This window comes from Vibrio panuliri (assembly GCF_009938205.1).
Lineage (GTDB): Bacteria > Pseudomonadota > Gammaproteobacteria > Enterobacterales > Vibrionaceae > Vibrio > Vibrio panuliri.
The window spans coordinates 1530175-1556211 of record NZ_AP019655.1; the positions used below are offsets into that span (position 1 = coordinate 1530175).

27 protein-coding genes are annotated in these 26037 nt (G+C 44.9%); 9 read left to right on the top strand and 18 right to left on the bottom strand.

What is annotated here, in order from left to right:
• Window positions 1–308: 308 nt before the first annotated feature.
• Window positions 309–953: a helix-turn-helix domain-containing protein gene (locus GZK95_RS21595; protein ID WP_075705735.1), complete on the top strand. Its 645-nt coding sequence runs from the start codon at window positions 309–311 to the stop codon at window positions 951–953.
• 239 nt (window positions 954–1192) lie between these two features.
• Window positions 1193–1831: a hypothetical protein gene (locus GZK95_RS21600; protein ID WP_075712851.1), complete on the top strand. Its 639-nt coding sequence runs from the start codon at window positions 1193–1195 to the stop codon at window positions 1829–1831.
• Between the two features lie 94 nt (window positions 1832–1925).
• On the opposite strand, the gene GZK95_RS21605 is transcribed toward GZK95_RS21600, so the two are convergent.
• Window positions 1926–2246, bottom strand: a complete 321-nt coding sequence (locus GZK95_RS21605; RefSeq protein ID WP_075712849.1) for an SMR family transporter — start codon at window positions 2244–2246, stop codon at window positions 1926–1928.
• A 119-nt stretch (window positions 2247–2365) separates the two neighbouring features.
• On the opposite strand from GZK95_RS21605, the gene GZK95_RS22535 reads away from it, so the two are divergent.
• Window positions 2366–2464: a DUF333 domain-containing protein gene (locus GZK95_RS22535; protein WP_225623975.1), complete on the top strand. Its 99-nt coding sequence runs from the start codon at window positions 2366–2368 to the stop codon at window positions 2462–2464.
• 55 nt (window positions 2465–2519) lie between these two features.
• Here GZK95_RS22535 and GZK95_RS21615 read toward each other — a convergent pair whose 3' ends face one another.
• From GZK95_RS21615 to GZK95_RS21645, 7 genes are all read right to left on the bottom strand, one after another.
• Entirely contained in the window at window positions 2520–4211 is a 1692-nt protein-coding gene (locus GZK95_RS21615; protein ID WP_075715456.1) for an amidohydrolase, read from the bottom strand.
• A gap of 295 nt (window positions 4212–4506) precedes the next feature.
• Window positions 4507–5259, bottom strand: a complete 753-nt coding sequence (locus GZK95_RS21620) for a phosphatase PAP2 family protein (RefSeq protein ID WP_075715457.1) — start codon at window positions 5257–5259, stop codon at window positions 4507–4509.
• Between the two features lie 315 nt (window positions 5260–5574).
• On the bottom strand, window positions 5575–7638 hold the full coding sequence (locus GZK95_RS21625; protein ID WP_075715458.1) for a heavy metal translocating P-type ATPase: 2064 nt from the start codon (window positions 7636–7638) through the stop codon (window positions 5575–5577).
• The gene (locus GZK95_RS21630) at window positions 7635–7934 is read right to left on the bottom strand and encodes a hypothetical protein (RefSeq protein WP_075715459.1); all 300 of its coding nucleotides are present in this window, start codon (window positions 7932–7934) and stop codon (window positions 7635–7637) included. The genes GZK95_RS21625 and GZK95_RS21630 overlap by 4 nt, the downstream gene beginning before the upstream one ends.
• Window positions 7924–8232 (bottom strand): magnetosome protein MamC, encoded by a 309-nt coding sequence (locus GZK95_RS21635; protein ID WP_075715460.1) that lies wholly within the window; start codon window positions 8230–8232, stop codon window positions 7924–7926. Before GZK95_RS21635 ends, GZK95_RS21630 begins: the two co-directional genes overlap by 11 nt.
• Window positions 8229–9044 (bottom strand): hypothetical protein, encoded by an 816-nt coding sequence (locus GZK95_RS22355; protein ID WP_083626256.1) that lies wholly within the window; start codon window positions 9042–9044, stop codon window positions 8229–8231. Before GZK95_RS22355 ends, GZK95_RS21635 begins: the two co-directional genes overlap by 4 nt.
• Window positions 9041–9373, bottom strand: a complete 333-nt coding sequence (locus GZK95_RS21645; RefSeq protein WP_171972113.1) for an HMA2 domain-containing protein — start codon at window positions 9371–9373, stop codon at window positions 9041–9043. The genes GZK95_RS22355 and GZK95_RS21645 overlap by 4 nt, the downstream gene beginning before the upstream one ends.
• Before the next feature lie 141 nt (window positions 9374–9514).
• On the opposite strand from GZK95_RS21645, the gene GZK95_RS21650 reads away from it, so the two are divergent.
• A complete protein-coding gene (locus tag GZK95_RS21650; RefSeq protein WP_225623965.1) occupies window positions 9515–9877 on the top strand; it encodes an HMA2 domain-containing protein in 363 nt (120 codons plus the stop codon).
• Between the two features lie 16 nt (window positions 9878–9893).
• On the opposite strand, the gene GZK95_RS21655 is transcribed toward GZK95_RS21650, so the two are convergent.
• Window positions 9894–10328 (bottom strand): hypothetical protein, encoded by a 435-nt coding sequence (locus GZK95_RS21655; RefSeq protein ID WP_075715461.1) that lies wholly within the window; start codon window positions 10326–10328, stop codon window positions 9894–9896.
• 450 nt (window positions 10329–10778) lie between these two features.
• On the opposite strand from GZK95_RS21655, the gene GZK95_RS21660 reads away from it, so the two are divergent.
• Window positions 10779–11669: a LysR family transcriptional regulator gene (locus GZK95_RS21660; RefSeq protein WP_075705746.1), complete on the top strand. Its 891-nt coding sequence runs from the start codon at window positions 10779–10781 to the stop codon at window positions 11667–11669.
• A 74-nt stretch (window positions 11670–11743) separates the two neighbouring features.
• Here GZK95_RS21660 and GZK95_RS22170 read toward each other — a convergent pair whose 3' ends face one another.
• The 3 genes from GZK95_RS22170 to GZK95_RS21670 form a co-directional block, all read right to left on the bottom strand.
• On the bottom strand, window positions 11744–11896 hold the full coding sequence (locus GZK95_RS22170; RefSeq protein WP_167369906.1) for a hypothetical protein: 153 nt from the start codon (window positions 11894–11896) through the stop codon (window positions 11744–11746).
• A 753-nt stretch (window positions 11897–12649) separates the two neighbouring features.
• The gene (locus GZK95_RS21665) at window positions 12650–13483 is read right to left on the bottom strand and encodes an arginase family protein (protein ID WP_075705747.1); all 834 of its coding nucleotides are present in this window, start codon (window positions 13481–13483) and stop codon (window positions 12650–12652) included.
• Between the two features lie 5 nt (window positions 13484–13488).
• A complete protein-coding gene (locus tag GZK95_RS21670; protein ID WP_075705748.1) occupies window positions 13489–14214 on the bottom strand; it encodes an IclR family transcriptional regulator in 726 nt (241 codons plus the stop codon).
• 726 nt (window positions 14215–14940) lie between these two features.
• Between GZK95_RS21670 and GZK95_RS21675 the strand changes: the two genes are divergently transcribed.
• Window positions 14941–15318 carry a hypothetical protein gene (locus tag GZK95_RS21675; RefSeq protein WP_075715464.1) on the top strand — a complete coding sequence of 126 codons (378 nt, stop codon included), beginning with the start codon at window positions 14941–14943 and terminating at the stop codon, window positions 15316–15318.
• An 86-nt stretch (window positions 15319–15404) separates the two neighbouring features.
• On the opposite strand, the gene GZK95_RS21680 is transcribed toward GZK95_RS21675, so the two are convergent.
• From GZK95_RS21680 to GZK95_RS21695, 4 genes are all read right to left on the bottom strand, one after another.
• Entirely contained in the window at window positions 15405–17081 is a 1677-nt protein-coding gene (locus tag GZK95_RS21680; RefSeq protein WP_075715465.1) for a DUF342 domain-containing protein, read from the bottom strand.
• A 225-nt stretch (window positions 17082–17306) separates the two neighbouring features.
• Window positions 17307–18353: an alcohol dehydrogenase family protein gene (locus GZK95_RS21685; RefSeq protein WP_075715466.1), complete on the bottom strand. Its 1047-nt coding sequence runs from the start codon at window positions 18351–18353 to the stop codon at window positions 17307–17309.
• Window positions 18350–18874 (bottom strand): TetR/AcrR family transcriptional regulator, encoded by a 525-nt coding sequence (locus tag GZK95_RS21690; protein ID WP_075715467.1) that lies wholly within the window; start codon window positions 18872–18874, stop codon window positions 18350–18352. Before GZK95_RS21690 ends, GZK95_RS21685 begins: the two co-directional genes overlap by 4 nt.
• Before the next feature lie 99 nt (window positions 18875–18973).
• On the bottom strand, window positions 18974–19747 hold the full coding sequence (locus GZK95_RS21695; RefSeq protein WP_075715468.1) for a phosphotransferase: 774 nt from the start codon (window positions 19745–19747) through the stop codon (window positions 18974–18976).
• Window positions 19748–19929: 182 nt separating this feature from the next.
• Here GZK95_RS21695 and GZK95_RS21700 point away from each other — a divergent pair, with 182 nt between their 5' ends.
• On the top strand, window positions 19930–20871 hold the full coding sequence (locus tag GZK95_RS21700) for an alcohol dehydrogenase catalytic domain-containing protein (protein ID WP_075715469.1): 942 nt from the start codon (window positions 19930–19932) through the stop codon (window positions 20869–20871).
• A gap of 72 nt (window positions 20872–20943) precedes the next feature.
• On the opposite strand, the gene GZK95_RS21705 is transcribed toward GZK95_RS21700, so the two are convergent.
• Both GZK95_RS21705 and GZK95_RS21710 read right to left on the bottom strand, forming a co-directional pair.
• Window positions 20944–22155 carry an acetyl-CoA C-acetyltransferase gene (locus GZK95_RS21705; RefSeq protein WP_075705754.1) on the bottom strand — a complete coding sequence of 404 codons (1212 nt, stop codon included), beginning with the start codon at window positions 22153–22155 and terminating at the stop codon, window positions 20944–20946.
• 14 nt (window positions 22156–22169) lie between these two features.
• Entirely contained in the window at window positions 22170–22904 is a 735-nt protein-coding gene (locus GZK95_RS21710) for a beta-ketoacyl-ACP reductase (RefSeq protein WP_075715470.1), read from the bottom strand.
• A 304-nt stretch (window positions 22905–23208) separates the two neighbouring features.
• Between GZK95_RS21710 and GZK95_RS21715 the strand changes: the two genes are divergently transcribed.
• Window positions 23209–24117: a LysR family transcriptional regulator gene (locus GZK95_RS21715; RefSeq protein ID WP_075705756.1), complete on the top strand. Its 909-nt coding sequence runs from the start codon at window positions 23209–23211 to the stop codon at window positions 24115–24117.
• Window positions 24118–24401: 284 nt separating this feature from the next.
• Entirely contained in the window at window positions 24402–26006 is a 1605-nt protein-coding gene (locus GZK95_RS21720; RefSeq protein ID WP_075715472.1) for an acyl CoA:acetate/3-ketoacid CoA transferase, read from the top strand.
• Window positions 26007–26037 lie beyond the last annotated feature (31 nt).

A 26037-nucleotide genomic window follows, 5' to 3' on the forward strand; every position in this document is an offset into this window, starting at 1 on the left:
AGCAAATTTCTCACTATTTCCCCTGCATTGCCTACCCTAGTAACCATTCCAGCCTTTTACCAACTGCGAAATTTAAGTTAAAACTCTAATAAAATCATAGCATTGCAAATAAAAACCGAAACGTTAACATCTTCATTTTGAGTGCTGATGCACTGAACTAGTCCATTTTAGACGCTTTCGCTACCTCATAAATATTCGCAAGCTTAAGTTTTCGTTCTTGAACTACCAAAAGAAGTAATTTATCTTCAGGTCTGTTTCATTTGTGAAATGAAGACGAATAGATTATTCAAATAGCGAGTACATCGTAAATGCAAGAGAACTATCAAGATCGAATTATCGCGTTGCTCAAAGAAAAAGGCGAAACAAACGCCAGCTTAGCTATTGGTATCCATAAAGGAAAAGCCACTGTTGGCCGTTACCTATCGAAGTCGAGCAACAGAACCTACCCAAGTATTGAAGAGATTAGCGAGATCGCTGCTTACTTAGGTGTTCAACCTCACTGGTTGGCATTCGGTATTGGCGATAAGTACACTGATGATGCGACCATCAATAAAATGTCGACCAGTGGTGCTGTTACCGTAAACGTATACAGCCGAGCTGATGTGGCAAAGTTTATCGAAACTGGCGAAGCGCCGATTGTTACGCAAATGCCTGTCCACAAAGAGTTCGGTGATTGCTTTGGTGTTGTTTACCCTGCTCAAGGCAGCATCTCTCATACTTGGGATTGCGCTGCACTTATCTTGCAAGACAAAAACTGGGTCAACGACGATATCGTGCTCGCTCGTATCGGCAATAACCCAACACCTGATTTCTTTACGCTAGTCAAAGTCTCCGACACCATCCACGTATGGTACGGTGAAGATACCACCAAAAATCCAATTCACTCTATCACTGAAGATGAAATTGAAGTTTTGGGTATTGTCTGCTGGGGAACGTGGGCAAAACGCCGCTAAAAGCACCAATGATGTCCAATCAATACGCTCTCTGAATTGATTGACGCTACTTTTCGCTGCTGTATTGAGGTGCACCTTACGTGTGCACCTTTGACCTGTCAGCGTCATGCTTTGAACCACTTTTATCAATATCACCTGCCCTCACATTCCCTTACCATCCTTGTTGATCTAACCCGTGGTCTTAACTGCATATTATGGTAGGCTCATAGTGACGATAGGCTAAATGGAAGGAAACTCTTTTGGATAATAACACTCGTGCTGAGTTAGGCGATATTTTAACCGATCAAAACAAACTGCTCGAACTATTAGCAAGTAACATCAACGCGCTCGAAAGTTACCCCAACTTGCAAGCGTATCTCTCCAGCAATAACCAGAATTCGATCAGTTACCGCAAAGCATTACGCGAGAAAAAGTTCACTAAAGAAGATTATCGTTACGCGATTTTAGAACTGCTTGACTGGTTTGGCTATAAAGCCTGTATCGACTTAGATATGGACTTTATTATCAATCAGGTGGCGGAGAAAGTCGGTGATGATATTGACGCCATCAAAAGCCTCACCATCAAAGACGTCGGCGCAGACAATATTAGCCGTTTACTCCATATGATGGGGGAAGCCATTTATGCGCAAGTCGATGATCAACCTTCATTTCCATGGGAAGCAACCAAAGGGCAAACCAACCACGCTTTTTGGCGTAAATGTCATTTAGCTTATGACGCCATGATGCACGAAGGCTACAGTAGCCACTATAAAATCAATCAATGGTGTCAAGCAACGCTCGGCGTATCTTGCCCACAAAGTTTTCCAAAATTTGCTCGCACCTACGGTGACCCGCGCTTAATTGAAAGTTGGCGCACATGGAGTGATTGGAAAGAGTAGTGGTCAAGAGAGCTATCTTGGTGGTTCGGTAAACAAACCAAATCGCCTCTCGTCACTCATAGCGCACACTTAAGGCGCTGTTATCGTATCAGTGCTAATGGCTCACTGAGCCCGCAAGGTTAATCACGGTAACCCCAGTAACAATCAATAGCATACCAATGACGGTGGCAACGTTAGGTACGTTGCCTATCAATGCCTGCACCAATGCAAGTAAAACAATCCCTACGCCACACCAAATCGCATAGGCCGTCGCACTATTCATTCCAGCAGCGGTCGCCAAAGATAGGAAATAGAAGGCCGCAATATAGCCAGCAATACACCCAACAGAAGGCGCTAGGCGAGTAAAAGCCTGAGTCAATGGCAACAGTGTGGTGGCGACAACCTCAGATAATATGGCAAGCGCTAAGTAAGCCATTGCATTCCCCTTTGAAACCTCTTGCTTCAATCATGCCGAACCTTTTATTTCTAGTGAATTCAAACGACTTTGATAAACGGGGGAAATACTATTAATACTTTAGACAGTTAGGATCAATTATAAAAGAAACCGAGCAAGGTGGGGTTGGTTACTGCCAACTGCCAAACGGTGAAGTCCACGAAGAATGGGCACTGTTTCGTCAACAAACAAATCAATAGTGCTCAAAAATGAAAAGGGCTAGCCTACCACTAGCCCTAAAGATGGCATTTACGACTATTCTGCTGAATAGACTAACTCACCATTAAAATACGTTTGCAATACTTTTGTTTGATGGACAGAACGAATCTTTTCATCAAAGATATTCTTATCAATCACAATAAAATCAGCAAATTTACCGGTTTCGATCGAACCAAGCTGATCACCCAAACCTATTGCCTTGGCTCCATTTAACGTAAAGATTTCAATTGCTTCATCTAACTTAATCGCACTAAAATCGAACGCTGAAGTCTTTGACCCACCCGGTTTTTCTCGCGTCACCATTGCCTCAATACCTAACCAAGGATTCGGTGAGAACGCCACTGTCCAATCTGAGCCATATGAAATTAACGTACCCTTATTGAGCAATTGACGGATCGGCCACATGTACTTAAGTCGTTTTTCACCAATATCTTTGCGAATCACATCCATACCGTCAGAAGGGAACCATAACGCTGGCGAAGCTTCATAAACCACATTCAGTTTATGGAAACGAGCATAATCTTTTGGGTTCGTAAACGTACCATGAGCAATACTATGATAACGACCATCGTCTCTAACAGGCAATTGAGATAAGTTGTCGAGCATCATGCTAACCGCACCATCCCCTATCGCATGAACCTTAAATACAAAGCCCTGTTTCTCTAGGCGATGCATCTCCTCCATCACATCTTGCTGAGGAATCCTCAGCGACCCTTTGTATTTTGTACCGACAAATGGTTCCAACATCACCGCGGTTTGCCCAGCGGCTGAGCCGTCTAAGATATACTTGATACCATAAGGATAGATTCTATCACTGGCATAGGACTGGTTATTGTCAATGAGCTGCTGTAAAGCGTCTTTCGTCGCCTGCTCTGGAACATTAAGCGGTGATGAAATACTAACATGCATTCGCATATTCATATCACCCTGCTTTTCCAGATATTGGTAGGCATCGAAGTTGCGCTTAACACCATAGGCATCGTTCATAGCGGTAACACCATAAGAATGCATCTCTTGGAAAAATGGCTTCATACCTTTTTCCGCCCACTCTTCGAGTGGTGGGTTATCTAAAGCTGCGGTTACCCATTCAGACACGGTTTCTCTCACGACACCAGTCAACTCACCCTGTGCATCTTTTACTAAAATGCCACCAGCGGGTGGTTGAGTATCTTTGGTAATATTGAGCTCTTTTAACGCCATCGAGTTTAACAGCATGGCATGGGCACCCTGATCCCACAAAGCGACGGGTCGGTCATTGATAATCGCATCAAGTGCAGATTTGTGAGAGGGGATCTCAGTGCCAGAGATAAACTCGCCATTATCCGCTAGCCAATTTAGGTTACCGCCATAGATCCAACGTTTATCAGGATTATTGGCGCGATAATCCCGCAATACCTTGCTTATCTGCTCCCAAGAGTCCGTAGGAGAAATAAAGATATTCAAGTAATTATCGGCCCCCATATCAGGGTGAATATGGTCGTCGACAATGCCAGGCATCACCATCTTACCTTGCAGATCAATCAGCTTTGTTTCAGAGTCTTGGTGTTTTTTCACCAAAGATAGCTCTCCAACCTCGATGATCTTACCATCTTTAATTGCAAAAGCTTCGGCCCAAGGTTGAGCTTTGTTGACTGTGTAGATTTTACCATTGTAAAAAACCGCGTCTGCATCTGCCAACACACTAAAGCTGACACACGAGATCACCGAAGATATCACCAATCGCTTCATAACTTTTCCTTGTTTAACTCACTTCAATCGTAACTATATTGAATTTTAAGAAGTTTAGATAACCCCAACTATTAACACTATCATCTATTTAGAAGCATTTCATTTAACACATAAACATTAAATACTCATTTCATTGATAATGATAACATCAGGAATCTAGATAAAATAAGGCGTGTTATAGAGGGAGGTGATGGTATTACGACTATGTGTGTCTGTTGGCACCCCACAAAAAAGCCCGATATTGATTACAACATCGGACTTATTCAGACAAACCATCGATATATGGGGAAGTTAGCTATCCAGAGCAACGATTTTTAAGATTCAAATAACCATTTATCTTGCCCGCTACTGCGTCAAAATCCGGCAAAAGAGCATAAACAATAAAAACAAACATCACTGATGCCATCAAATCGATGGGACGGTGCATCCCCAACCACAGTCGACTATATGCGACGCCTAACGCCCAAACCATTACTCCAGCGGTGAGTAGATAACGTTTGTGTTCGACAAATAGACCACCAAAGAAAGCGACACAAATAGCGACAAAAATCGTATGTCCTGAAGGAAAAGAGTAATCAGTTTCTCCCAACCAATGCTGAGTTCGCCAGTGACTAACATGCTCAGAAACCTTGTGAATCACCGACTCTTGTTGCTCTGCTGACAAGTGATAGAAATGCTCTGGGTTAGGCACCAAGAGTTCATGAGACAGCGTTTCTGTGTAAGGTCTCGGGCTTTCTGTCATCTGCTTAAGACCGGTTTTAGCCACAAAGCCAATGACAAGTAACAGCCCTAACTGAGCCGCTTTCGATATAAGTTGTTTTGGGGTGAGACGAAGCGTCATGACACCAACACAAAATACCGCAAGAGTCACGACAAAGCCTTGACTGCCAGCCGAGTGGGTCAACGTGGTAAAAAATGCACCTTGTTGGTCACTCACTGCCGCTAGAAGATCAATATGACCAACGAATCGAGTCATCACAGCGATTAGCACTAACAGCAAAACAAGCAATGCCAAACCACCTCGTTTAGCCAAAAGCAGATTTTTCATAACCAGAACTCACTTTATGTGGGTAAAAATTGCAAGATCCGATTGGTTTACGTGGGGACGGTGTGTTTGTCACTGCCCATGACCAAGCAGGAAGTTCAAAGTTTGGGCGCAATGGATAGGGGTATCCGACTGGGTAGCCAAACTATGAAGCGAATATTAGCCGATAAAACCTGCTTGAATTATCAATTTGCTGTCAAATTCGAGAAAAATGTCGCTAAAATTAGAAAAGATGCAAAAACAGAACTGAAGATATGACGAGGAAAAAATGCCTGCACACGAGATACAGGCATTGGGTTAATCACTGGAGGGTCCTTATCAATCGTTCTTGATGGCGACAGACCGCCCAAGAATCGCTAAGGTGGTTCCATTGTGTAAGAGTGCACTCATTGTAGGGCTTAGCATACCTAGCGCCGCAGCCAACATAATGCCGCTATTCACATACTCCGCGACTTTGATGTTCTGATGAATCATCTTCATTGCTACGTGGGCTAATCTCACCGTATGTGATACGCCAGCGAGCTTATCTTGCAACAACACAACATCCGCAGCTTGGCGCGCAAGCTCTGTACCGCGACACATCGCAATACCTACATCCGCCTTGGTCAGTGCTGGCGCATCATTAACCCCATCACCAACAAACATCACATTGCGCCCCTGCTGTTGCAGTTCCTCAATAATGGCAGATTTGCTTTTCGGTGTGGCTTCAGCAAACACGCGGTCAAGTTGGAGTTCTTCTCCGAGCATCTGCGCTTTGTATGTGCTGTCACCAGAGATCATCACTAGCTGGCTAATACCCAGCTCTCGAAGTTCAGCAAGTGTCTGATGCACATCTTCGCGAAGGTGGTCTCGCAAGCCAATCATACCAATCAGCTTCTTCTCAGAAGAGATAAAGATAAGATGACGACCAAGTTGTTCAAAGTGACGAATTTCATCTTCAACCTCACTGAAATCCACCTGCTCATGCTCTTCTAAGAAATGACGGCTTCCCATCACCAAGCAGTGATCTTTCAGTGTACTGCGCAGTCCATGTGCGATGACATATTCCACTTCACCGTGCTCAATATGTGGCAATTGATGGTTAGTTGCCGCATTGACCACCGCTTGTGAAAGGGGATGGTTGCTATGCTCTTCCACCGATGCCGCTATCGCGAGCAAATCTCGCGCACTGTTTTTAGGGCAAAGTGGGATAACATCCGTTACTTCCATATCGCCATAGGTGAGTGTGCCAGTTTTATCAAACACACAAGTATCGACGCGAGCGAGCTTCTCAATCGCACTGCCACCTTTAAGCAGAATCCCTTGTTGCGCAGCGCGGTACATGATCGACTTAAACGTCACCGGTGTACTGAGTTTCAGCGCGCAGGAGTAATCGACCAAAAACACTGACGCAACTCGGTTAAGATCTTGAGTTAAGGCAAAAACAGCCGCCCCAATACCAAGTGTGATCTTAACTCGGCGATTCGCCATATCTTGCGTCACCTGCTGAATTTCACTCTTTTCACTTAAAGAGTCATAAATCAGCTTGGCAATTTTCGCCGTCGTGGCTTCACTGCCAATTTTCTCGACTCGAACTTTGATGGTGCCTTCATGAACGGTAGTGCCAGAATAGACATAGGCATCTAACTCACGTCTGACTGGGACATTCTCACCAGTCAGCGAGGACTGATTGATAAGTGCCGTTCCGGCTATAACGATACCGTCGACAGGGATAGCGTCACCCGGAGCAAGCTCAATCACCTCATTTGGCTGAAGATCACTCGAGTTAACTTGTTGTTTACTACCATCTTGCGCAATACGCCAAACCAGTGACTCTTGGGGGTGCATAAGTTCAGCCAGCAACTGATCACTGTTGCGGCTGGTTTTTTGCTCCATATACTCGCCAAGACTGATCAGACTTTGCGTCATCATCGCCGTGCGATAGTCACCACGCCATGCCGAAAGGCCGACTGCTATAGCATCCAATACTTCGACTGAAATGCGTTTATCTCGCAGCTCATTGATCCCCTCCACCAAAGTGGGAGCAATCAGTGTTGCTGTGGTGACCGCCCCCCACTTATTTGGCAACATCGCAGCCGCAAGCGTCCCAATCACATTCATCGCCACATCACCACGTGTGTATTGGTGTTCTGACTCTTGTGATTCCGCCTGTGAAAAGTCCAATTGTTCAAGCCGAGCTTCAAGCACTTTGCTGCTCAATAAGCTCGTGTCGTACTCAATGGCAATAGAGCAAGCAACTTGGTTAACGCGCACATCTCGAATACCTTGGATTGCCATTAAACTCTGTTTAATCCAATCACCAATATCAAGATGCGCTTTTAGTTCACGGACTTTAAAGCGCACTCGCCCAGGGAAGTGATGCTTTATCTGCAAACCAATCACTCCTCACTTTTGTGCAAGTTACGGTAGTATTCTAGCTCTGCTTGAGTATCTTCTAAGCGCTCTTTAAGCTCTTCAACTTCACCGCGTACTGTCGACCATGCTTTTTCACCGGTCGCAGCAACGCCTTGTTGGAACTTTTTGTTGCTTATGATGTAAGCAACCGCAGCGCCGGCAACCAACCCCATAGCAAAATGAGTTTTACTATTTTGCTTTTTGTACGGTTGCTCTTGATTACCTTGCTGACCAGCATGGCCGTAATATGGGTAACCATAGTAGTAAGGATTGTTATTGTTCATTTTTAGGCTCTTCCGAGAGTTGATCCATCAGGTAAACACCTGCGGCACCAACGCTTAAAATGGTTAATAAAGAAAGCACTGGGCGACCCGCCATCTTTTCGGCAACATAGGTTGATGCGCCACTGACGACACCAGCCTTCACTGCAGAAATTGAAGCTTGGGCAACCATATCATTAGTTGCCAGTTCACCTTGCTGATGACGTTGCCAATTGCTCACTACGGACGCACTGCCCCCTGCCATCGCACCAATAATCATGGCACGACTGGCAGCGCTGAGTTTGTCACTTGAGTTACTCATACCGGCTTCACATCTGAGTCAGCTTCGCTATCTGTTTGCGCTACCGCTTCAACATCAGGCGCAACTTCCTCTTGTTTCGCTTCTTTATGACGCTCAACCGATTCTTGGAAACCTTGCTTACCCGCGGTGTAAGTGTCTCGGAAGATCTCGCCACCAGCATTGACGTTTTCTTTAACACTATGTGCCGTATTGGTCGCGGTCTCTTTAGCAGCAGAACCGCCAGTTTTGAGCATATCACCCGCTCCCGAGACTAAGCCCATCAGTTTGCCGCGGACATTTTCATTGCTGAGCAATAGCGCAGTTGCTGCGCCAACGACGGCACCTTTCCAAAACTCTTTATCGTTCATACCTAAACTCCCTAAAATCTCGTTAAACATTCCCGCGTCTTCGCCCATGGCCCCTTCTAACATTGCCTGAGCTTGTTCAAATAACGCGTCATTTGTTTCTTCTTGCGGTTCACCTTGTCCCTGCATGCCTGGATGCATATGTGGTGGCATTCCCTGATGCATCGCCTGATGCGCGGCGGGATGCATGTGTGGATGCCAGTTCGGCGGAGGCATCATAGAAGGGTGGCAATAGGCCGGGTGATGCATCCACATTGGGTGGTGCCACATAGGCGGTGGCATATGCCCCATATGGGGTGGGAAGTGGGCGTGACCCATCGGCTGATGAGGTTGATTGGGATGGGCAAAATGAGGTGGGTAACCATAGTAACCACCATAGGGCGGTTGTTGAGTGCTTTGCTCACTCTGTTCAAAGGCAGCATAGGCTTGCTCACCGTTGGCCGAGCTCTGCTGCTTGTTATCACTCATGAGTTAACTCCATTTAAGTTCAAACTCTCAGCAATGGCGTAACAAGCTTGCTCTGCTTGTTGATCGGATCCGGAAAACAACCTATCTACGAGCTGTGGTTGAATAATGACTGGATCGTACTCAATCAAAATACTGCCTGTGACACTGTTGAGTTTGTAGTTTTTGAACGCAGGGATAGCAGCCAAAGCATGTTCGATATCTTGAAGTTTGTATTTCGCCAAATGAGCGACAATCCCCATTTTATACTTCAGGCGAACTCGCCCCGGAATGTGATGGCCAATCACAACCCACGTTCTTAGTTTTAAGGCCATATCTACGTGTTGTTTCATAACTCAAATATATAGGAATGCAAATCAAACCCCACGAAAAATGTGGTTACATTGCGTACGGATTGGTATTTTTTTGCGCCAAGTCATATCGCGTGCTATTGTATACAAATAACAATTGTTATCGTTTGCATTGGCGTTTATATGAACACTTACATTCACAAAACAAATCAAAGAGTTAGAGTTAGATCTGACTATATTAAAGAGCATAAAAATGATGTAATCGCGTTGATTTCTCAACTTGAGCAGATTGACGCAATTGTTGCAGTTAAACATAAACATCACGCAGGTTCCGTGGCGATCACCTTTGACCCAAATGAACTCGATGCCGATAGCGTACTGGAAATCTTAGAAAGTCATGGCTGGTTGCGTAGCAATCCAAAACCTTCATTTGTTGAAAATGCGGTCATCAGTGGAACGAAGACTTTTGCCAAAGGAATGGCTGGAATGGCACTTTCGCGTTTAGTCGGCCCATCCGTAAGCCGAGTGATCATGAGTTTGGGTTAAGATAGCAGGGCGTGATTTAGGCAGACATTTGAAGCTTCTTAGCTGCACATTTACAAACACCATTACTTAGGGCTGGACAGCGCTTACATGGTGGTGATTTTAAAGGTAAATGAACAATAGACTTTATATTAGGGCGCAACTCTGCGCTCTTTTTGATCTCACTGTTGGTGCTAGAGGTTGCCCTCCCCATCTGGGGCATCGGTATTACGTTGCCATCATTAAACCATGATAAAAGAGGATTGAGCGGTGCTGCCAACTCGCTGGCAACATTAACCAATGCTTGCTGAGAGACTTGCTTAAACTCTGCCTGCCATTGTGATGATGAGTTTTGCTGGGGACGATTAAAATTTTGGGTAGACGAAGTCAAAGCACCAAGCTGCTGCATTGACTTGGACTGCACCTTTTTCTCGACTTTTTTCTTCAATTTTTTTAGCGTTTTTTTCGCACCCATACCCTTTCTAGACCGGCTGTTGTTGATAGAACTATTGCAGATTAGCAAAGATACGATTGCAGCGTAATGCCACCGTCTTTTGCAGCATTTGCAACCAATTGATGGATAGGGCTTTTATGACTCACTAGTCTCAATTATATACTCAAGTGACTTCAAGATGCAGGATTCAGAGCCCTGTCACTGGTTCGAGTTCAAGGAAAACTGCGACGTGAAATAGCCATCTATTTTCAAGTAGTTTGACGTAGAAATAGTGCCAGTGACTGGCTCCCGAAGGGCGAGTTTACTTGATTCGTATGCATCGTTAACGATTTTTGGTTTAGAACCACTAGACCTTCAACTCATTGCCTTGCCTACAAACCAAGTCATTCTCGCTGAACCAAGCATCTTGAGGTTACTTGAGTATAAAGTATATGATTTAGCCATAACACTATATGATTGGGAAGTAACCTGATGCTGAATCCTCTGTGGCTCAAAACATTTGTTACCTTGATTGAAACAGGTCATTTTACGCGTACAGCAGAAAAGCTATTTATGACTCAACCGGGCGTTAGCCAACACATAAAGAAGCTAGAGGCGGAATGCGGCTATCCACTCATTGAGCGTAATAACAAAAGCTTTGATATCACGACCCAAGGGCAAGCCGTTTATGACTATGCACGGGAAATGCAACTACGTGAGACGCAGTTACTCACCAACTTAGAGCCTGACTCCCCTTACAAAGGCACGGTTAAAATTGCTTGTTCAGGTTCGTTAGCCTTGCTGCTCTACCCTGACCTGCTTGAACTACAATGCCAGCATCCTGCACTTATTTCACATGTTGAGGCTGCGCCAAAACGTAAAGTATTAGCAGACGTTCTCTCTGGTGAAGCGGACATTGGCATCGTCACTAGCATCCCTACAGACAAACGTTTAGTCAGCCAACAACTGAGTGTTGAGCCCCTTTGCTTGATGCTGCCAGCCTCACACCCATCAGACAACCTCAGTATTGATCAACTGCAACAGTTGGGCATGATTAATCATCCTGATGCCGAAAACTGTTTGGCACTTTATTGCGAAAACTGCCATGAAGAGTGGCTGCAAGATCTACGCTTTGATCAAATCCCAATTACAGGATACGTCAATCAGCTCAGCCAGATCTTATTGCCAGTATCGAAAGGACTCGGGTTTACTGTGTTGCCGCAAGGGGCATTAGAGAACTTCCCAGAAAAAGAGAAGATTGTGGTTTATCAAGCCAAGCAAGAAGTTGCCGAAACACTCTATTTGATTACCAAGCAACGGGCGCGCAGACCCCTACGTTTTACGACAATCATTAATCAGATAGAAAACATATTGTCACGCTAATTTTTGCCGATGGATTTTCAAACGCCCATAAACTGAAAAAGAGCCTAACGGCTCTCTTTTCACACTCACTCAATTTATGCTTCTAGCACGTCTTGTCCTGTTACCTCACAGAGAAGCAAAGCGTCATTGGTATCAACATGAAGCCCCATCATAGGCAAACCATGGTGACATACCCAAGAGCCGAAAAACACGCCTATAGCGACTGCTAGAAATGCTAAAACTAACATAGCGTTACCTCTCAAATATTGAACAGATACTTACAACTTACGCCTCGATGTTTGGTTAGTCAATCAAGTGAATAACAAAAGCGATACAAGGTCACAAAATTTATGCCAGAAAAAACTTCACTCTAGGCTGTTTTTTTGTTCAGATTTTTAGCCTTAGAAACTCATCACATTTCGAGCCCTAAACATGAAGCGCATCACACCTAAAGCCTCGCGCTATCTAGCCTGTGGCAATTGACTTAGTTGGCATTAAAACTGCTTAATAGATCATAGCGGCAACTAGCACGTTAAACGCATGTTTTGTTTACATTTAATTTTAGTGGCACTTTTATTACATTTTGCTGTCAGAAAAATTATAGTGAGATGTCAGCCATATTAAGAGTTAAAGACAGCAGAATTTCGACACGAAAATGTGATCAAAATCCTAGCTATACAAACAGAACACAGCTACATTCAAAGAGTTCATGAGGAACTGTATTCACACATGCTCATATGGAAGCAAGATTTTAGTGAGGGAATATCATGAAAAAAATGAGAAAAGCACAATTACATCGTATTCGCATCCAGTACTGGAAAGAAGTCAATAAACAGGTAGCGAAATCGTAAAATTGTAAGTTACAACAACGTATGAGCTGGCTATTTAGCCAGCTTTTGTATTTCTGGGAGCGTATTTAACCGATTGAAAAACAAAACCATCCTTGCTCTTAAGCCACGTCATTTCCATTGTGTAATTGGAAAAGTGGTCTTTACTACCTCTTAGGCGACTTTGTCGCTTGTCGGCACCATACCAGACAGCTCATGTAAAATCGCTAAAGTCGATTTAGCAAAGATATGCTTATCCTTCCAACCCACGAGTTGTACCATTTTCACTTTGCCTGAAACCAAGCATTGGCGAATGATTCGATTCACCATCTGCACATCTAGGTAGTGATCCGTACCAACAAGTGATGGTGGACAAAGCGAAGCAAGATCGATATTTAGGATCACTTGATCACAATGAGACAAGTAACTCGCCAGTTGTTCCTTCATCAAAAAGCGATGACTAAACTGACACTCTGCTTGAGTCATCCAATCACATCCAAGATCTTCAGCATACTCTAGAGTCTTCTCATTTTGACGATGGCTATCAATTCCCATGCAAAATAAGCGTAGTTCGTTAAAGCGAGCCAAAGCAAAATGGTAGGCAGAGCCTAACTCAGGCTCTAGGGTCGGTTTGATTTCAAACTGGTTGCCAATATGAATAATACCTAGCTCTGTCCCTTTTTTATTGATCAATGGCAGTGCATGAAGCACCCCTTCGGTGCAGTTGCTAAATACCACCGGCAAAGTGTGCGAGCCCAAGTAGCGGCTTAAGTTCAACTGATAGCGGCCTATCATTTGTTCTGACAGCATATAATGACCGCCATTTAACCAACGATAGTTTTTCTGTTCCGCCAACCAATCGAACACATCTTGCAGACTTTGATCGGCCATTTCAAATTCAACGGCTTTCATCGGTTTGATTGATTGAGAAACACTCATCAACACCATCGAGAAAGAAGAAACACCAGTAACACTGTGAGTTTTGTTGCGTCGAAATAGGCCGAACATATGCATTACCTTTCTGGGGGCAAAGCCCTTGCTGCTTGAAGAACGTGAAGAATGATCCTTTGTTGATTTTGTTGAACTCGATGCGCAGGTGCCATTACGGAAATTGCGCCGACTAACTTAGAGCCTTTCATCACAGGAGCACTAATCCCTGATACACCGGGATCAATCTCCGAAGTACTGAATGCATAACCTTGGGCACGAATCGCATCCAAATCATGCTGCCACTCGTTAATACGGTGAGCTTCCCCAAAGTAGCGTAAGATCTTTTCACGTCGCTGTGCTGGCATAAACGCCAACATCACCTTCGATGAAGCACCACGCAGCAGTGGCTGACTCTGCCCTTGGACATAGCTACAACGTAGAGCTTGCATACTTTCTTTGCGACTAACACACAAAGCACGATAACCCACTGGCACCATATAGGCAGCCATTTCACCGGTCTGTTTTTGAAGGCGGTTGAGAACGGCATCAACCGCGTCCAAGTCGTGTTGGCTGGTTTCGTAACTGCGCATTAATAGCAATGCAGCCGGACCAATGATCAAGGTTTTGTCACTTGGACTTTCCTCAATCAAGTTCCACTCTTTGAGTAATTTAAGATGACGGTAAAGACTGCTTATCGGCGTCCCTAACATATCACTCAGTGTCTTCGCTGTTACAGGCTCATCATTTACTGCGACCTGCATCAGCAGTTGCAGCAGTTTTTCGTTGACCTGTCCGGAATTTTGCTTCATCGAGTTCACACTTATGTTTTAACGTTTTGGGTTGGATTGACCAAATTGTATTCCTAGAATATGAGAATTTATAAACACAGAGAACCTCACATTCTCACAGTGTGATAATGAAGCCCTTTTTATTACCTGGCAATAAACGTTTAGGTAAACGGTTACCTATCCCACACTTTATTTTTAGTTCAGTGGTGTGAACTGCTTAGGTTCGATGAGGTATAGAGGAAAGCGGAGTGCGCCCGACACACCGATGATGTGCGACGACTAATTCTCAACCATTCTTGTTTAGCGAGAAACCCAGCCATTCTTACTTAGTGATAATGTTACCAATACTCAGATGCAACACTTTATCCCCCAGCTAAGGCAGTACTCTTACTTTGAGTATTGCCCGATCCCACTCAAAATAAGTTGGAAACCAAACACTGATACAACGTGATCGAGTATCAATAACGGATGCTTCTCTTTCTCTATAGATTGAGTCAGTAAAAGTGCTTCCTTACTCAATTGATGAGTCGATGGCTACAGTGGAGTAAGTCGCAGATTCTACTACCAAATCAGGTAGTGCATTTAAAAACAGATATTGTTGGATAGGCGCACTTAACAAAAAGCGAATCAAGATGAGGGCGAATATATCAACGCAATAGCGTTGAAAAACGGCAAGAGATTGATTTTTTAGAATTAGAGTTTGCCAATTAGAGTTGCCTGGCAAAGTCATGATGCGAGGAAAGCAAAGTGGATAACGTTGGAATAGTAATAAGTCTATGGGATAAGTTCAGTGCTGGAGACTATGAAGGCTCTAAATTCTTATTCAGCAAACAGTTAGAAGTGATATGGCCAACAAGTCGAGAATATTATGAAAGTGTGGATCAGTTCATTGCTGTAAACGAGGCCTTTGGTAAAAACTGGATGTTTGAAGTAAAGCATGTAGAAAGCACTGATTCGGATAAAGTCATTAGCATTGTTTACGTTACAAGCCCTTCTTGCCCGAACAGTTTCTATGCGACAAGCATTTTCACATTTACATCGAGTCAAATTAGCCGAATGGAAACCTACTGGGCATTTGAAGATGTTCAGCCCGAATGGCGGAAGGAACTGAGTAAAGTATATTAACCGCTAAGCTTATCGCAGCGATGGTGAGGTGTTACTTCGCTCCTTTGATGGTTGGGTATGAAGCCATCAGAGTCTATGTCTAAAGCTTACAAATCGTCTTCTAACATCTCCTCATCTATCATTGAGGAACATTGAATTTCATACTGATTGTAGGAGAAGGTCGCGGCGCCATGCACTCGCTTCGTCGTAACCTTATCATCACCAAACTGAACGATAACTCGCGTATAAACCTTTTTAGTCGCTTGAATGGTATTTTCGACCAGCAGTCTCTCAAACTCTTCAGAATGTAAATCTCTGGCGGTTTTGATACGCTCTAAGTTCGCACTGGCTGCGACCTTACTCGACTCAATTTGCGCCTCTTCTTCTTCGCTGCGTTCAGCTTTAGGCCGTTTCTTAAACTCAAGTTCCTTACGTACGACATCCATGGTCGCTTCTTGGGCAAGTTGATAATGCTCGCGAAACTTATTTTGCCGCTCTTTGTGCATTTTATAGCGCGCAAAACCATGAACATAGGTGGCGGTGTCACCTTCAACACCTAAGTTGACGCACACCACTTTGCCACCAACCTTTGTTTCACCGCCACTTAGCGTGCCTTGACTACCATTTTTATTCGTCACAAAGAGGTTGTTGCCACAGCGGATCTCGTTGTTCATACAGTGAATCGCCAGTTCAATATCGTGGCCAGCCTGAAGCTCTGCAAACTGAGCGTAGTTGGCTTTGATAGACCCACCAGCCTTGATGATGCATGACTTTTTCTGATTATCTGAAACGTTGTGCCCTATTATGCCCTTTGCAATGGTGACATCACCTTGGGCTTGAATATTTGCCGACTCAACAAAACCACCAATGGTAATGTTTCCCGTGGCACGCACCTTCATATCGGACTCAACGTTGCCCTTTACCAACAAGTTACCTTTGAACTTAACGTGCCCAGTAGCCACTCCGATGGTATCGAGCACCAGCACATCGTCGACATCCACACTGCATTCTTGCAGGATCGGCATGCCGGTTACCGTCGCAACCAACAGATCAGGATCACTGTCAGAAATATGCGATCCTTTCCCCTCTTTAAGTGGCAGATCTTTACCATCAACCGCAGGGATCGTTTTGCCTTGAACCGTAAGACCCGGTTTGCCTAAAGAAGGGGGAACTCGCCGCATTAAGGGTTGACCTTTAGTCACACTCACCGTCTCACCTAGGTTAAGCATATCCACCTTGCCTGTTTCATCTTCAACAGGCGCAAGTACTTGCTTGGTCACATCTTTCACTAGTGGGACAAACTGTGTGTCCTTGCCATCAACAGGCTTTGTTCCTGTTGCAACTGGCTGAGAATACTGTTTACCCGGTTTTAGTTGGCGACTGACAACAAGTACCTTTTTCAATGCGAGTTTATTGATACCCTTGGTTACTGATCCACTGGCAAGCGCTTGGACAACCTGAGGGCCACTCAAAGGTTTGCCTCCATAAGCACCTGTCACAACCATGCTCGCGAGCATATCGTCTTCCGAGACCAGCAGATCGACGGTCGCATCTAGCTTTTGAGCAATAACAATTCCATGGAAAGATTCTGATTTGCCTTCTTTGGCGAGAGTAAGAAAACGAAGGACTTCTTCTTCGTAAATAAAAAATGCGTCAGCATTAAGCGGAACCATTGCCTCTTCAAGACCAGAAAAGTCCATATCACGCGGTAGCGTAAGATCATTCGGTAGCTTTGCGATGACTTGTTTTTTATCATCAGACAGAACAAGCAGCTCTTTCCACATGCTTCACTCAACTTAACAGTAACCTTGTAAACAGTGTATATAAGTTGACGTAATATAAGTATGAAATTGCTAACATTTTCCAGCATAGGTCGACATTTTTAACCGACCTTACGTAACAAAATGTGTCTCACATATGAGAAATTTATACATTTCACCCCGATAATATGGAATAAACATCACTCTAATTATCTGATTTTTTTAGCAATAAATTAAGATGCTCGAAGCTTACGTCACTGACAAAACGATCTTGCCAACATGATGCTTCTGCTCGAACATAATTTGGGCTTGGTTGATCGCTTTTAAATCGAAAATTTGTGCCACTATCGGCTGAATCTTCCCAGATTCAATCACCTTAACTAAGTTGCCAAATACTTGTGGTTCTAACACCGTACAACCAAAAAAGCTTAAATCTTTTAGATAGAGGGTTCGCACATCTAACTCTACCATCGCCCCACCAATCGCGCCTGATACAGCATAGCGCCCTTTCGGCTTAAGCACTTTAAGCAGCTCTGGCCACTGTTTTCCAGCGACAAGATCAATCACCACTTCGACACTGTTTTGCCCCAGAACACTGACAAGATCATCATTCCTTGTGACCGTTTGATCAGCCCCAAGATCGAGTAACTGCTGCGTTTTTTCTGCACTGGTTATTGCGATAACACGTGCTCCTCGAGCCTTCGCCAGTTGCACCGCGGCAGATCCTACGCCCCCAGAAGCACCAGTAATCAGTACCGTATCTTGATCGGTCACATTCGCCCGAGTCAGCATGTTTTCCGCGGTGGAATAGGAACATGGGAATGTAGCAAGCTCAACTGAAGTAAGAGCACTTTCGACCGGATACGCATGTTTCGCCGATACCGTCGTATATTGGGCAAATCCGCCATTGCACTCCGAACCAAAATACCAAGGCGAGTCAAGTTGCTGACCATTCACCTCTTGCAGACTTGGCTCAATCAAAACGCGTTCACCAACTCGTGCAACATCGACACACTTGCCCACTGCCACAATGACACCGCATACGTCTGCACCTTGAATCAGTGGCAAAGGCAATGCATTACCAGACCAACTAGCATCCGCACTATCATTATCACCTTTTGAGTACCATGCAGTGCGAGTATTAATATCGGTATTGTTCACCCCCGCAGCCAATACTTGCACGAGGACTTCAAACTCTCGTGGTTTTGGCACCGCGATATCCTCGCGATAGCGCAACATCTCAGGACCGCCGTGGCCGATAAGCTCAACGCCTCTCATTGTGTTGGGAATGGTCATTGTGGTGCATCTCCTTCTAATAACGTGGTAGCTAATTGTTTTGCTGTCACCACAGATTGCTCGCCCAAAACCGTCCATGAGTTTGATATCCCCTCATGAATTAATAGCAAGCTAGTGGCAAATTGTGGTTGTTGGCTTTTTTCGCCGAGCAATGCCATAACATTGAGTTTGTGTCGGGAGACGGCTTCCCTAATCTCTTGATTCTCGGGAAAAGCGGCGACAGCGTTACTCGACATACAACCATTCGGGGCAAAATCTCGCATCCAAATACCCAGCTTATCGAACACCGCGAGAATGCTGGATGTCCCTACCTCTTGGTTGTCTTCAAGTAGAAACTCAATATAGCGCTGATGGCGATGTTCCAATGCTGCCGCGATCATTTGCTCTTTCGACGCATAATATTTGTACAAGGTTCTCAAACTGACATGACAAGCATCCTTTAACTGAGCAACACTTGGCTCAGCAAAGCCATACCGACTAAACGCTTTTTCGAGATCCGCTGCTATCTGTTGTTTAAGCATGGTTATAAAACCTAGGTAGAACGTTTATTTTACCTTTAAGGTAGAGCGTTTGTTCTACCCTGTCAATGAGAAGTACAAGAAACCGCCAAACAAGCGAGGCTACCTAATGATGGAGTCGGATATAAATCGCTTATTTTCAATCAGATATTCGATGTCACTTAAATACGCTAAATGATGTCCATCTTGGAGGTTTTCAATAAGCTGCCTGTTGTCCTGCTCCGCTTGTTGATGCATAAAAGTAACCAGTGCCTGTAATCGTTGAACCATATTGTCAACCAACTGGCCACGGTCTAGCGACGAAACACCGTAGATATCACAAAACAGACGCGCTCGATAAGTTTGTTGTTCGAGGGAACCAAGGCGATCATTCACATCGGTTTTAAATGGTGCAAAGCAGTATATGGCATAGGCAATATCCCAAATCCTTGGGCCGGGATGGACAGTATCGAAATCGAAAATACCGCGCACGCTATCGCCATTTAAGGCAAGGTTATAGGGAGCATAATCCCCATGACATATCACCTGTTGTGGCTCTCTTGATGGCAACATCCACACCAATTTATCACTCACATGTTGTTGTAAAAAATCACTGGAGGCATCATGGAACTCACGCAGCAACTGAGCGGCAGAGATCAATGCTTGCTCAGTGGCGATTGCGCCTTGCAGGGGGTAGTCATAACAGTCGCCAGCGACAAAACTCAATACCTCGCATTTCTCTTCAATCGCCACCAAAGCTGGGCATTGATGAAACCCCTTTTGATGAAGATGAGATAAGAGCAAGTGCACTGAAGCAGACCATTTATTTAATGGTCTTACGACACACCCATTGCGCTTGGAAATCACGCCACCACGACCTAAAATTTCGTCAGACACTTTATCCCCTTTCAACCTTAACTGCTCAGATGATGAAACATGATACCTTGGTGGCAGAGAGGAAGATTGAGCTCGATGTGAACCCATTGAGCTGACTCGTAAATATTCAATTTACATTGTAAACATCAGTCGATAATTTAACGTAGAACGATAACTACACCCATGAAGAAAGGATTAATTCGATGCGTACACAGCATAAAGTATGGGCCTATCAGCCTGAGCACTATGACGTTTCGCTAGCTGAGCAAAGCGTACCGAGTCTAGAACCAAATCAAGTATTGGTCGCCAATAAAGCCATTGGCATTAATCCTGTGGATTGGAAATTTATCCAAGCTAATCCTCTCACATGGCAAGAAGGTCATATTGCTGGTGTCGATGGGGCTGGTGTAATCGTTGATGTAGGCGAAGATGTCGACCAAGCTTGGATAGGTACCCCCGTTGCTTACCATGCTGCACTCGCCCGACATGGTAGCTTTGCTGAGCACACCCCTGTTTATCTTAATCGCTTAATGAAGCTACCAAAAACAATGGCATTCAGTTTGGCGGCAGCCCTACCTTGTCCAATACTAACTGCCTGGCAAGCGGTGGAGAAAATCCCTGTAAAACCCACGCGAAATGTATTGATTTCTGGACTTGGAGCCGTCACCAAGCTAGTCACACAATTATTGGTGCAACGTGGTTTTGTCGTGGATGTGATCTCCAAAAGTTGTTCGGCTGAACTGGCTGAGAAGCTCGGTATTAGAAAAGTCTATCGTCAGCTAAATGACGTCGACCAGCACTACTTTGCTGCATACGATGCGGTTGGACCAGACAATGCCGCTGAGTTAGTGCCTTACATCAAAGCCAACGGTCATGTGGTCTGTATTCAAGGTAGAGTCGAAACGCCTATCGACGCGCCTTTTACCAAAACCATCTCTTATCATGAAATTGCACTTGGGGCGCTGCACAGCTTCGGCGATGAGCAAGATTGGCTTGAGTTAATGAATGATGGTGAAGTTTTATTCAATCACGTTATCGAACATAAACTCGTGGTAGAGTCACCCACAGAGTTTCACTTTGACGACATGCGTACAGCTCTAAAGCATAGCGAGACCAGCAAGCAGAAATCAGTGGTTGTGGTTTAAAAGCCATAAGTTGCAAACTAAAAAGCGGCAATCATTCGAGTGCCGCTTTGTCATTAATAGCCAATTTTCCAGTTACGCGGGCAGCTTTCGAATCACGATTGCAGTACCCATTCCACCACCAATACAGAGAGAAGCTAAACCATACTCAAGTTGACGCTTGTCCATCTCATAAATCAAGGTCGTCAAAATACGCCCTCCAGATGCACCAAGTGGGTGACCCAACGCAATCGCTCCACCGTTAACGTTAGTTTTATCGTCAAACCACGTCATAGGAAGCTGGTATTTGTCACTCAATCCGTGCATCACACCAAGCGCTTGTGCGGCAAATGCCTCGTTTAACTCCAGTAGCTGCATATCCGCCAGTGTCATCTGAGCGCGATCCAGTGCTTGCTCTATCGCCGGAACGGGCCCTAATCCCATGTAAGCAGGATCAAGACCCCCCTGACCATAGCTGACAATTTCCGCGAGTGGTTTAAGCTGATGAGTCGCTACCGCATCAGCAGACGCTAAAATAAATGCAACACCACCATCATTGATGCCTGAAGCATTACCAGCCGTTACACTGCCTTCTTTTCTAAAAGCGGGTTTAAGCTTGGCTAAACTCTCTAGTGATGCGTCATGTCTTGGGTATTCATCTTGAGCAAAACTCACTTTCTCGCGACGCTGCAATACTTCAATCGGAGCAATTTCATCGGTGAACTTGCCTTGATTGATCGCGGCAACCGCGCGCTGCTGGCTGCGTAATGCAAACGCATCTTGAGTTTGGCGATCAATTTGATATTTCTCTGCAACGTTCTCAGCCGTCATACCCATGTGGTATTGGTTGAATGCATCGGTTAAGCCATCATTAATCATGGTATCCACCAGTTGTTGGTGGCCCATTTTGCTGCCAAATCGGTTTTTTGCATCCAAAACATAAGGTGCACACGACATGTTTTCCATGCCCGCAGCAACAATAAGATCAGCATCACCTGCTTTAATTTTACTGGCCGCTTCCATCACCGTTTTCATGCCACTACCACAAATCATATTAAGCGTAAAAGCGGGAACAGAATCAGGTACTCCAGCAAGTTTGGCAGCTTGTCTACCTGGCCCCATACCTTGCCCAGCACTTAGCACGTTACCAACAATCACTTCATCGAGTAAATTAGGGGCGATATTGGCCTGCGCTAACGCGGCAGCAATCGCATGCCCGCCCAGTTCAGCCGCAGGCGTAGAAGCGAGGCTGCCACCAAAACTGCCGAGCGCAGTGCGCTTAGCCGCAACGATATAGACTTTTCTCATCTTACTGCCTCCGTTTAAATGACTAAGCCGCCATCGATTTTAAGTGTTTGTCCTGTGATAAAGCTGGCATTGTCACTGGCTAAGAATGCAACACCATTGGCAATATCTTCTGGCTTACCCATACGACCTAATGGTGTTTTTGATTTCATGTAATCGAGGACTTTCTCAGGTAAGTCAACAGTCATCGGAGTCTCAATAAAGCCAGGAGCCACGCAATTGGCACGCACTTGTGCGCCCTTACGAGAAAACTCTTTTGCCCATCCTTTCGTCATTGAGATTACGCCACCTTTGGTCGCGCCATAGTTACTTTGACCAACATTACCATCGGTACCAACTACTGAAGACATGGTAATGATCGAACCAACACCATTTTCGATCATCAGAGGTGCCACCGCCTGTGTCATATTAAACACCCCTTTCAAGTTCACGTTGATCACCATATCCCAGTCATCTTCGCTCATACGATCAAGCAAGTTGTCACGGGTGATCCCTGCATTATTGACCAACACATCGACCTTGCCATGCTGCGCTTGGATCTCTTCAACCAAGGCTTGAATCGCAGCGCGATCGCAAACATTAAGTTGCTTCACTTGCACATTGGCATATTCCGCTTGCAGTTCCTGAGCGACTTGCGTGTTCATGTCACACGCGTAAACCATAGCCGCATTTTGCTTGGCGAATGTTTCAACGATACAGCGACCAATTCCTTGAGCGCCGCCAGTTACGATACAGATTTTATTGGTAAGCATAGTTTCACCTTATTTCGAAAGGATGCGAGGCTATGTCTTGGCATAGTATTATTCGCAGTGGGTGAATTTATTCTATGGAGTGAAATACCATTTGTTGACTAATTCCAATTCAAAACACTATTGCAAATAAGGGATAATCAAATATTGAAAATGGGGTTGAACTTTGCTCGTCATGATTTGCACAATGAGTACACCGCTAGAAATTTGAACTCGCTTGCTAAACTTCAACAAGGTTATTTTTTCTTGCTACCAGCTAGGCTATAAATTTTATTGCGCTGTAAATGCAATAATTAGGGTCTTAACTATGCTCGATAAAATCGTCTACTTTCTTCACGTGGTCCGCACAGGGTCATTTAGCCTTGCCGCCAAGCAATATGGTATTTCAGCGTCAGCAGGTAGCCGCTGGATAATCGAACTTGAAGAGAGCATGGGGATAAGTTTGCTTAAACGTTCAACCAGAAAGGTGGTACCCACGCAAGCGGGTTTGCGCCTGTATGAGCGGTTTGATCGCATTAATGGTGAAATAGATGAAATTTTCACTGAGATTCAAAACCTGGGCAACGATGACCGTGGCGTGATCCGCATCGCTTCAACGCCACTGTTTGCAAAATATTTTCTCGGCACAATCGTCGGCGAGTACTTACAGCAGCACCCCCATGTCACTTTTAGAATATTGGAAACCGCCTTTGATATGGACCATATCGATGAGATCGATTTTGCTATCCGAGCAAGTGCGATATACCAAGGCTTTCAAGAGAAAGATAGCCTGTTGGTAAAACGCTCACTGCTGAAATATCCGCTGATGGCTTGCTGCTCCCCCGAATACATTGCGAAATATGGCGAACCAGAACTGCCAGAAGATTTAAGGCGCCACAACTGTCTGTATGCTTCGACCTTAGTGGGCGGCAACAAATGGGTTTTCGAACGCGATGGTGAAATGACTACGGTCGATATTGCCCAAACAGTTGAGGTGGAAGATAGCCAATTTATCAAAACCGTGGCAATGAATGGCGGAGGAATCGGTTATTTACCGGTACGTTTGATAGAAGAGGAGCTAAAGCAAGAGAGTTTAGTGCCCATTTTGCGCGAATACACCAACAGTGAGTTTGAATTCAGCCTCTACTACCGCCCAAGACGACAAATGCCGGTGCGGTGTGTCAATTTTAAAGACTACCTAATCAAACGAGTGAGAGAAATCTCCGAGACAGAATAAGCCACTTCAATAAGAGCAACTTAAGTTGCTCTTATTTTTTTATTGATCACTCGATTAAACTTGAAAATAGATTCCTGTTTCACGTCGCTGTTTTCCTTGAACCCGAACCCGTGCCCCTTCTCTGAATCCTGCACCTTGAAGTCACTCGAATATATTATCCCTTTTACGCAATTATCTTTCCTTTTATTGTCTATTTTTTCATTAATCAGAAGCCAATACACTTTTTCTATCAGCTAAACAGCATGTGCTGAAAGCAATATATTTTTCCAAAAGGAAAACTGATAATGAAAATAAAAGTGTTAACAGCCCTACAAGCTTCAAATCTAATTAATGATGGTGATAGAGTCATCCTTGGCGGTTTTATTGGCGCAGTTGTTCCTGAAGCGATCGAAAAAGCCGTTGGAGAACGCTATTTAACGACCGGTCATCCCAATAACCTCGAGCTTTATTTTACTGCAGGCCAAGGCGATGGTACCGACAAAGCAACCAATCACCTCTCCCACCCTGGTATGGTAAAAATGGCGTGTGGTGGTCATTGGGGGTTAATCCCAAGGTTACAGCAGCTAGCCAATCAAGAGCAGATCCAAGGGTACAACTTTCCACAAGGTGTCATCGCTCAACTATTACGCGACTCAGCAGCAGGCAAACCCGGCACTATCTCCCACGTGGGTTTAGGCACCTTTGTTGATCCTCGGCTAGGTGGCGGCAAGATCAACCAAGTGACCGAAGAAGATCGCGTCTCTGTTATGAATATCGACGGTGAAGAGTTTCTGTTCTACAAACGGATCAATCCCAATGTCGCGCTATTGCGTGGTACGACTGCGGATGAGAATGGCAACATTACCATGGAAGATGAGTGCCTGTTCCTCGAAAACCTTGCCGCTGCCCAGTTAGTCACCAATCTAGGCGGCCAAGTCATCGTACAAGTGAAGCAAATCGTTAAAGCTGGCGAATTAGACCCGCAGCAGGTTCGTATTCCTGGCATCTTTGTTAACGCCGTGGTGATTGCCGAGCCAGAACAGCACATGCAGACTTTTGCCGAAGCGATGAACCCTGCTTATTGCGGTCGTGGACAAGCAACCGAGAAGACAACAAACACTCGGCCTTTAGATGCTAAAAAGATCATTGCGCGTCGCGCGGCAATGGAGCTTAAACAAGGTGCAATTCTAAACTACGGTATTGGCGTACCAGAGGTCATCGCTCAAGTCACTGACGAAGAGGGCATTACCGACCAAATGATCGCAACCGTTGAACCTGGAGCAATTGGGGGAACACCAGCAGGTGGGTTAAGTTTTGGCGCATCAGCATTCCCAGAAGCCGTCATTACGCAAGATCAAATGTTTGATTTTTATGATGGTGGCGGAATTGACCAAGCGTTCTTAGGGCTAGCTGAGTGCGATCAACACGGTAACTTAAACGTTTCTAAATTTGGCAGCAAAATAGCGGGCTGTGGTGGATTTATCAATATCACCCAAAATGCCAAGCAAGTCTTTTTCTGTGGCACATTCACCGCAGGAAAAATGGAAATCGAAACCGGTCATGGTGAGTTAAAAATAATCAAAGATGGTCACATTCAAAAGCTTATCAACCAAGTACAACAAATTACATTTTCCGCAGACATCGCAAGACGTAATCACAAGCCGGTGCTTTACATCACCGAACGTGCGGTGTTTAAGCTTGGTAATCAAACCCTTGAACTGATTGAAGTAGCTCCTGGCGTGGATATCGAAAAAGACGTACTTAGCCAAATGGCGTTTAAACCTGTCATTAGCCCAGAGCTTAAGTTGATGGATGCGCGCATCTTCTTAGACCAACCAATGGGACTCACCCTCAGCGAAGAAGCGCTAACGAAGCAAGACAAACTCAAATCGCAAAGTGTCGCCGCTTAAACACGCTCTCCCTCTTTCGAGAGGGAGATAG

Bases quoted from the DNA above. Each gene is read 5' to 3' on its own strand.
- GZK95_RS21595 (WP_075705735.1), top strand. From the start codon at position 309: ATGCAAGAGAACTATCAAGATCGAATTATCGCGTTGCTCAAAGAAAAA.
- GZK95_RS21605 (WP_075712849.1), bottom strand. From the start codon at position 2,246: ATGGCTTACTTAGCGCTTGCCATATTATCTGAGGTTGTCGCCACCACA.
- GZK95_RS21615 (WP_075715456.1), bottom strand. From the start codon at position 4,211: ATGAAGCGATTGGTGATATCTTCGGTGATCTCGTGTGTCAGCTTTAGT.
- GZK95_RS21620 (WP_075715457.1), bottom strand. From the start codon at position 5,259: ATGAAAAATCTGCTTTTGGCTAAACGAGGTGGTTTGGCATTGCTTGTT.
- GZK95_RS21630 (WP_075715459.1), bottom strand. From the start codon at position 7,934: ATGAACAATAACAATCCTTACTACTATGGTTACCCATATTACGGCCAT.
- GZK95_RS21635 (WP_075715460.1), bottom strand. From the start codon at position 8,232: ATGAGTAACTCAAGTGACAAACTCAGCGCTGCCAGTCGTGCCATGATT.
- GZK95_RS22355 (WP_083626256.1), bottom strand. From the start codon at position 9,044: ATGAGTGATAACAAGCAGCAGAGCTCGGCCAACGGTGAGCAAGCCTAT.
- GZK95_RS21645 (WP_171972113.1), bottom strand. From the start codon at position 9,373: ATGAAACAACACGTAGATATGGCCTTAAAACTAAGAACGTGGGTTGTG.
- GZK95_RS21650 (WP_225623965.1), top strand. From the start codon at position 9,515: ATGAACACTTACATTCACAAAACAAATCAAAGAGTTAGAGTTAGATCT.
- GZK95_RS21655 (WP_075715461.1), bottom strand. From the start codon at position 10,328: ATGGGTGCGAAAAAAACGCTAAAAAAATTGAAGAAAAAAGTCGAGAAA.
- GZK95_RS21660 (WP_075705746.1), top strand. From the start codon at position 10,779: ATGCTGAATCCTCTGTGGCTCAAAACATTTGTTACCTTGATTGAAACA.
- GZK95_RS22170 (WP_167369906.1), bottom strand. From the start codon at position 11,896: ATGTTAGTTTTAGCATTTCTAGCAGTCGCTATAGGCGTGTTTTTCGGC.
- GZK95_RS21665 (WP_075705747.1), bottom strand. From the start codon at position 13,483: ATGTTCGGCCTATTTCGACGCAACAAAACTCACAGTGTTACTGGTGTT.
- GZK95_RS21670 (WP_075705748.1), bottom strand. From the start codon at position 14,214: ATGAAGCAAAATTCCGGACAGGTCAACGAAAAACTGCTGCAACTGCTG.
- GZK95_RS21680 (WP_075715465.1), bottom strand. From the start codon at position 17,081: ATGTGGAAAGAGCTGCTTGTTCTGTCTGATGATAAAAAACAAGTCATC.
- GZK95_RS21685 (WP_075715466.1), bottom strand. From the start codon at position 18,353: ATGACCATTCCCAACACAATGAGAGGCGTTGAGCTTATCGGCCACGGC.
- GZK95_RS21690 (WP_075715467.1), bottom strand. From the start codon at position 18,874: ATGCTTAAACAACAGATAGCAGCGGATCTCGAAAAAGCGTTTAGTCGG.
- GZK95_RS21700 (WP_075715469.1), top strand. From the start codon at position 19,930: ATGCGTACACAGCATAAAGTATGGGCCTATCAGCCTGAGCACTATGAC.
- GZK95_RS21705 (WP_075705754.1), bottom strand. From the start codon at position 22,155: ATGAGAAAAGTCTATATCGTTGCGGCTAAGCGCACTGCGCTCGGCAGT.
- GZK95_RS21710 (WP_075715470.1), bottom strand. From the start codon at position 22,904: ATGCTTACCAATAAAATCTGTATCGTAACTGGCGGCGCTCAAGGAATT.
- GZK95_RS21715 (WP_075705756.1), top strand. From the start codon at position 23,209: ATGCTCGATAAAATCGTCTACTTTCTTCACGTGGTCCGCACAGGGTCA.
- GZK95_RS21720 (WP_075715472.1), top strand. From the start codon at position 24,402: ATGAAAATAAAAGTGTTAACAGCCCTACAAGCTTCAAATCTAATTAAT.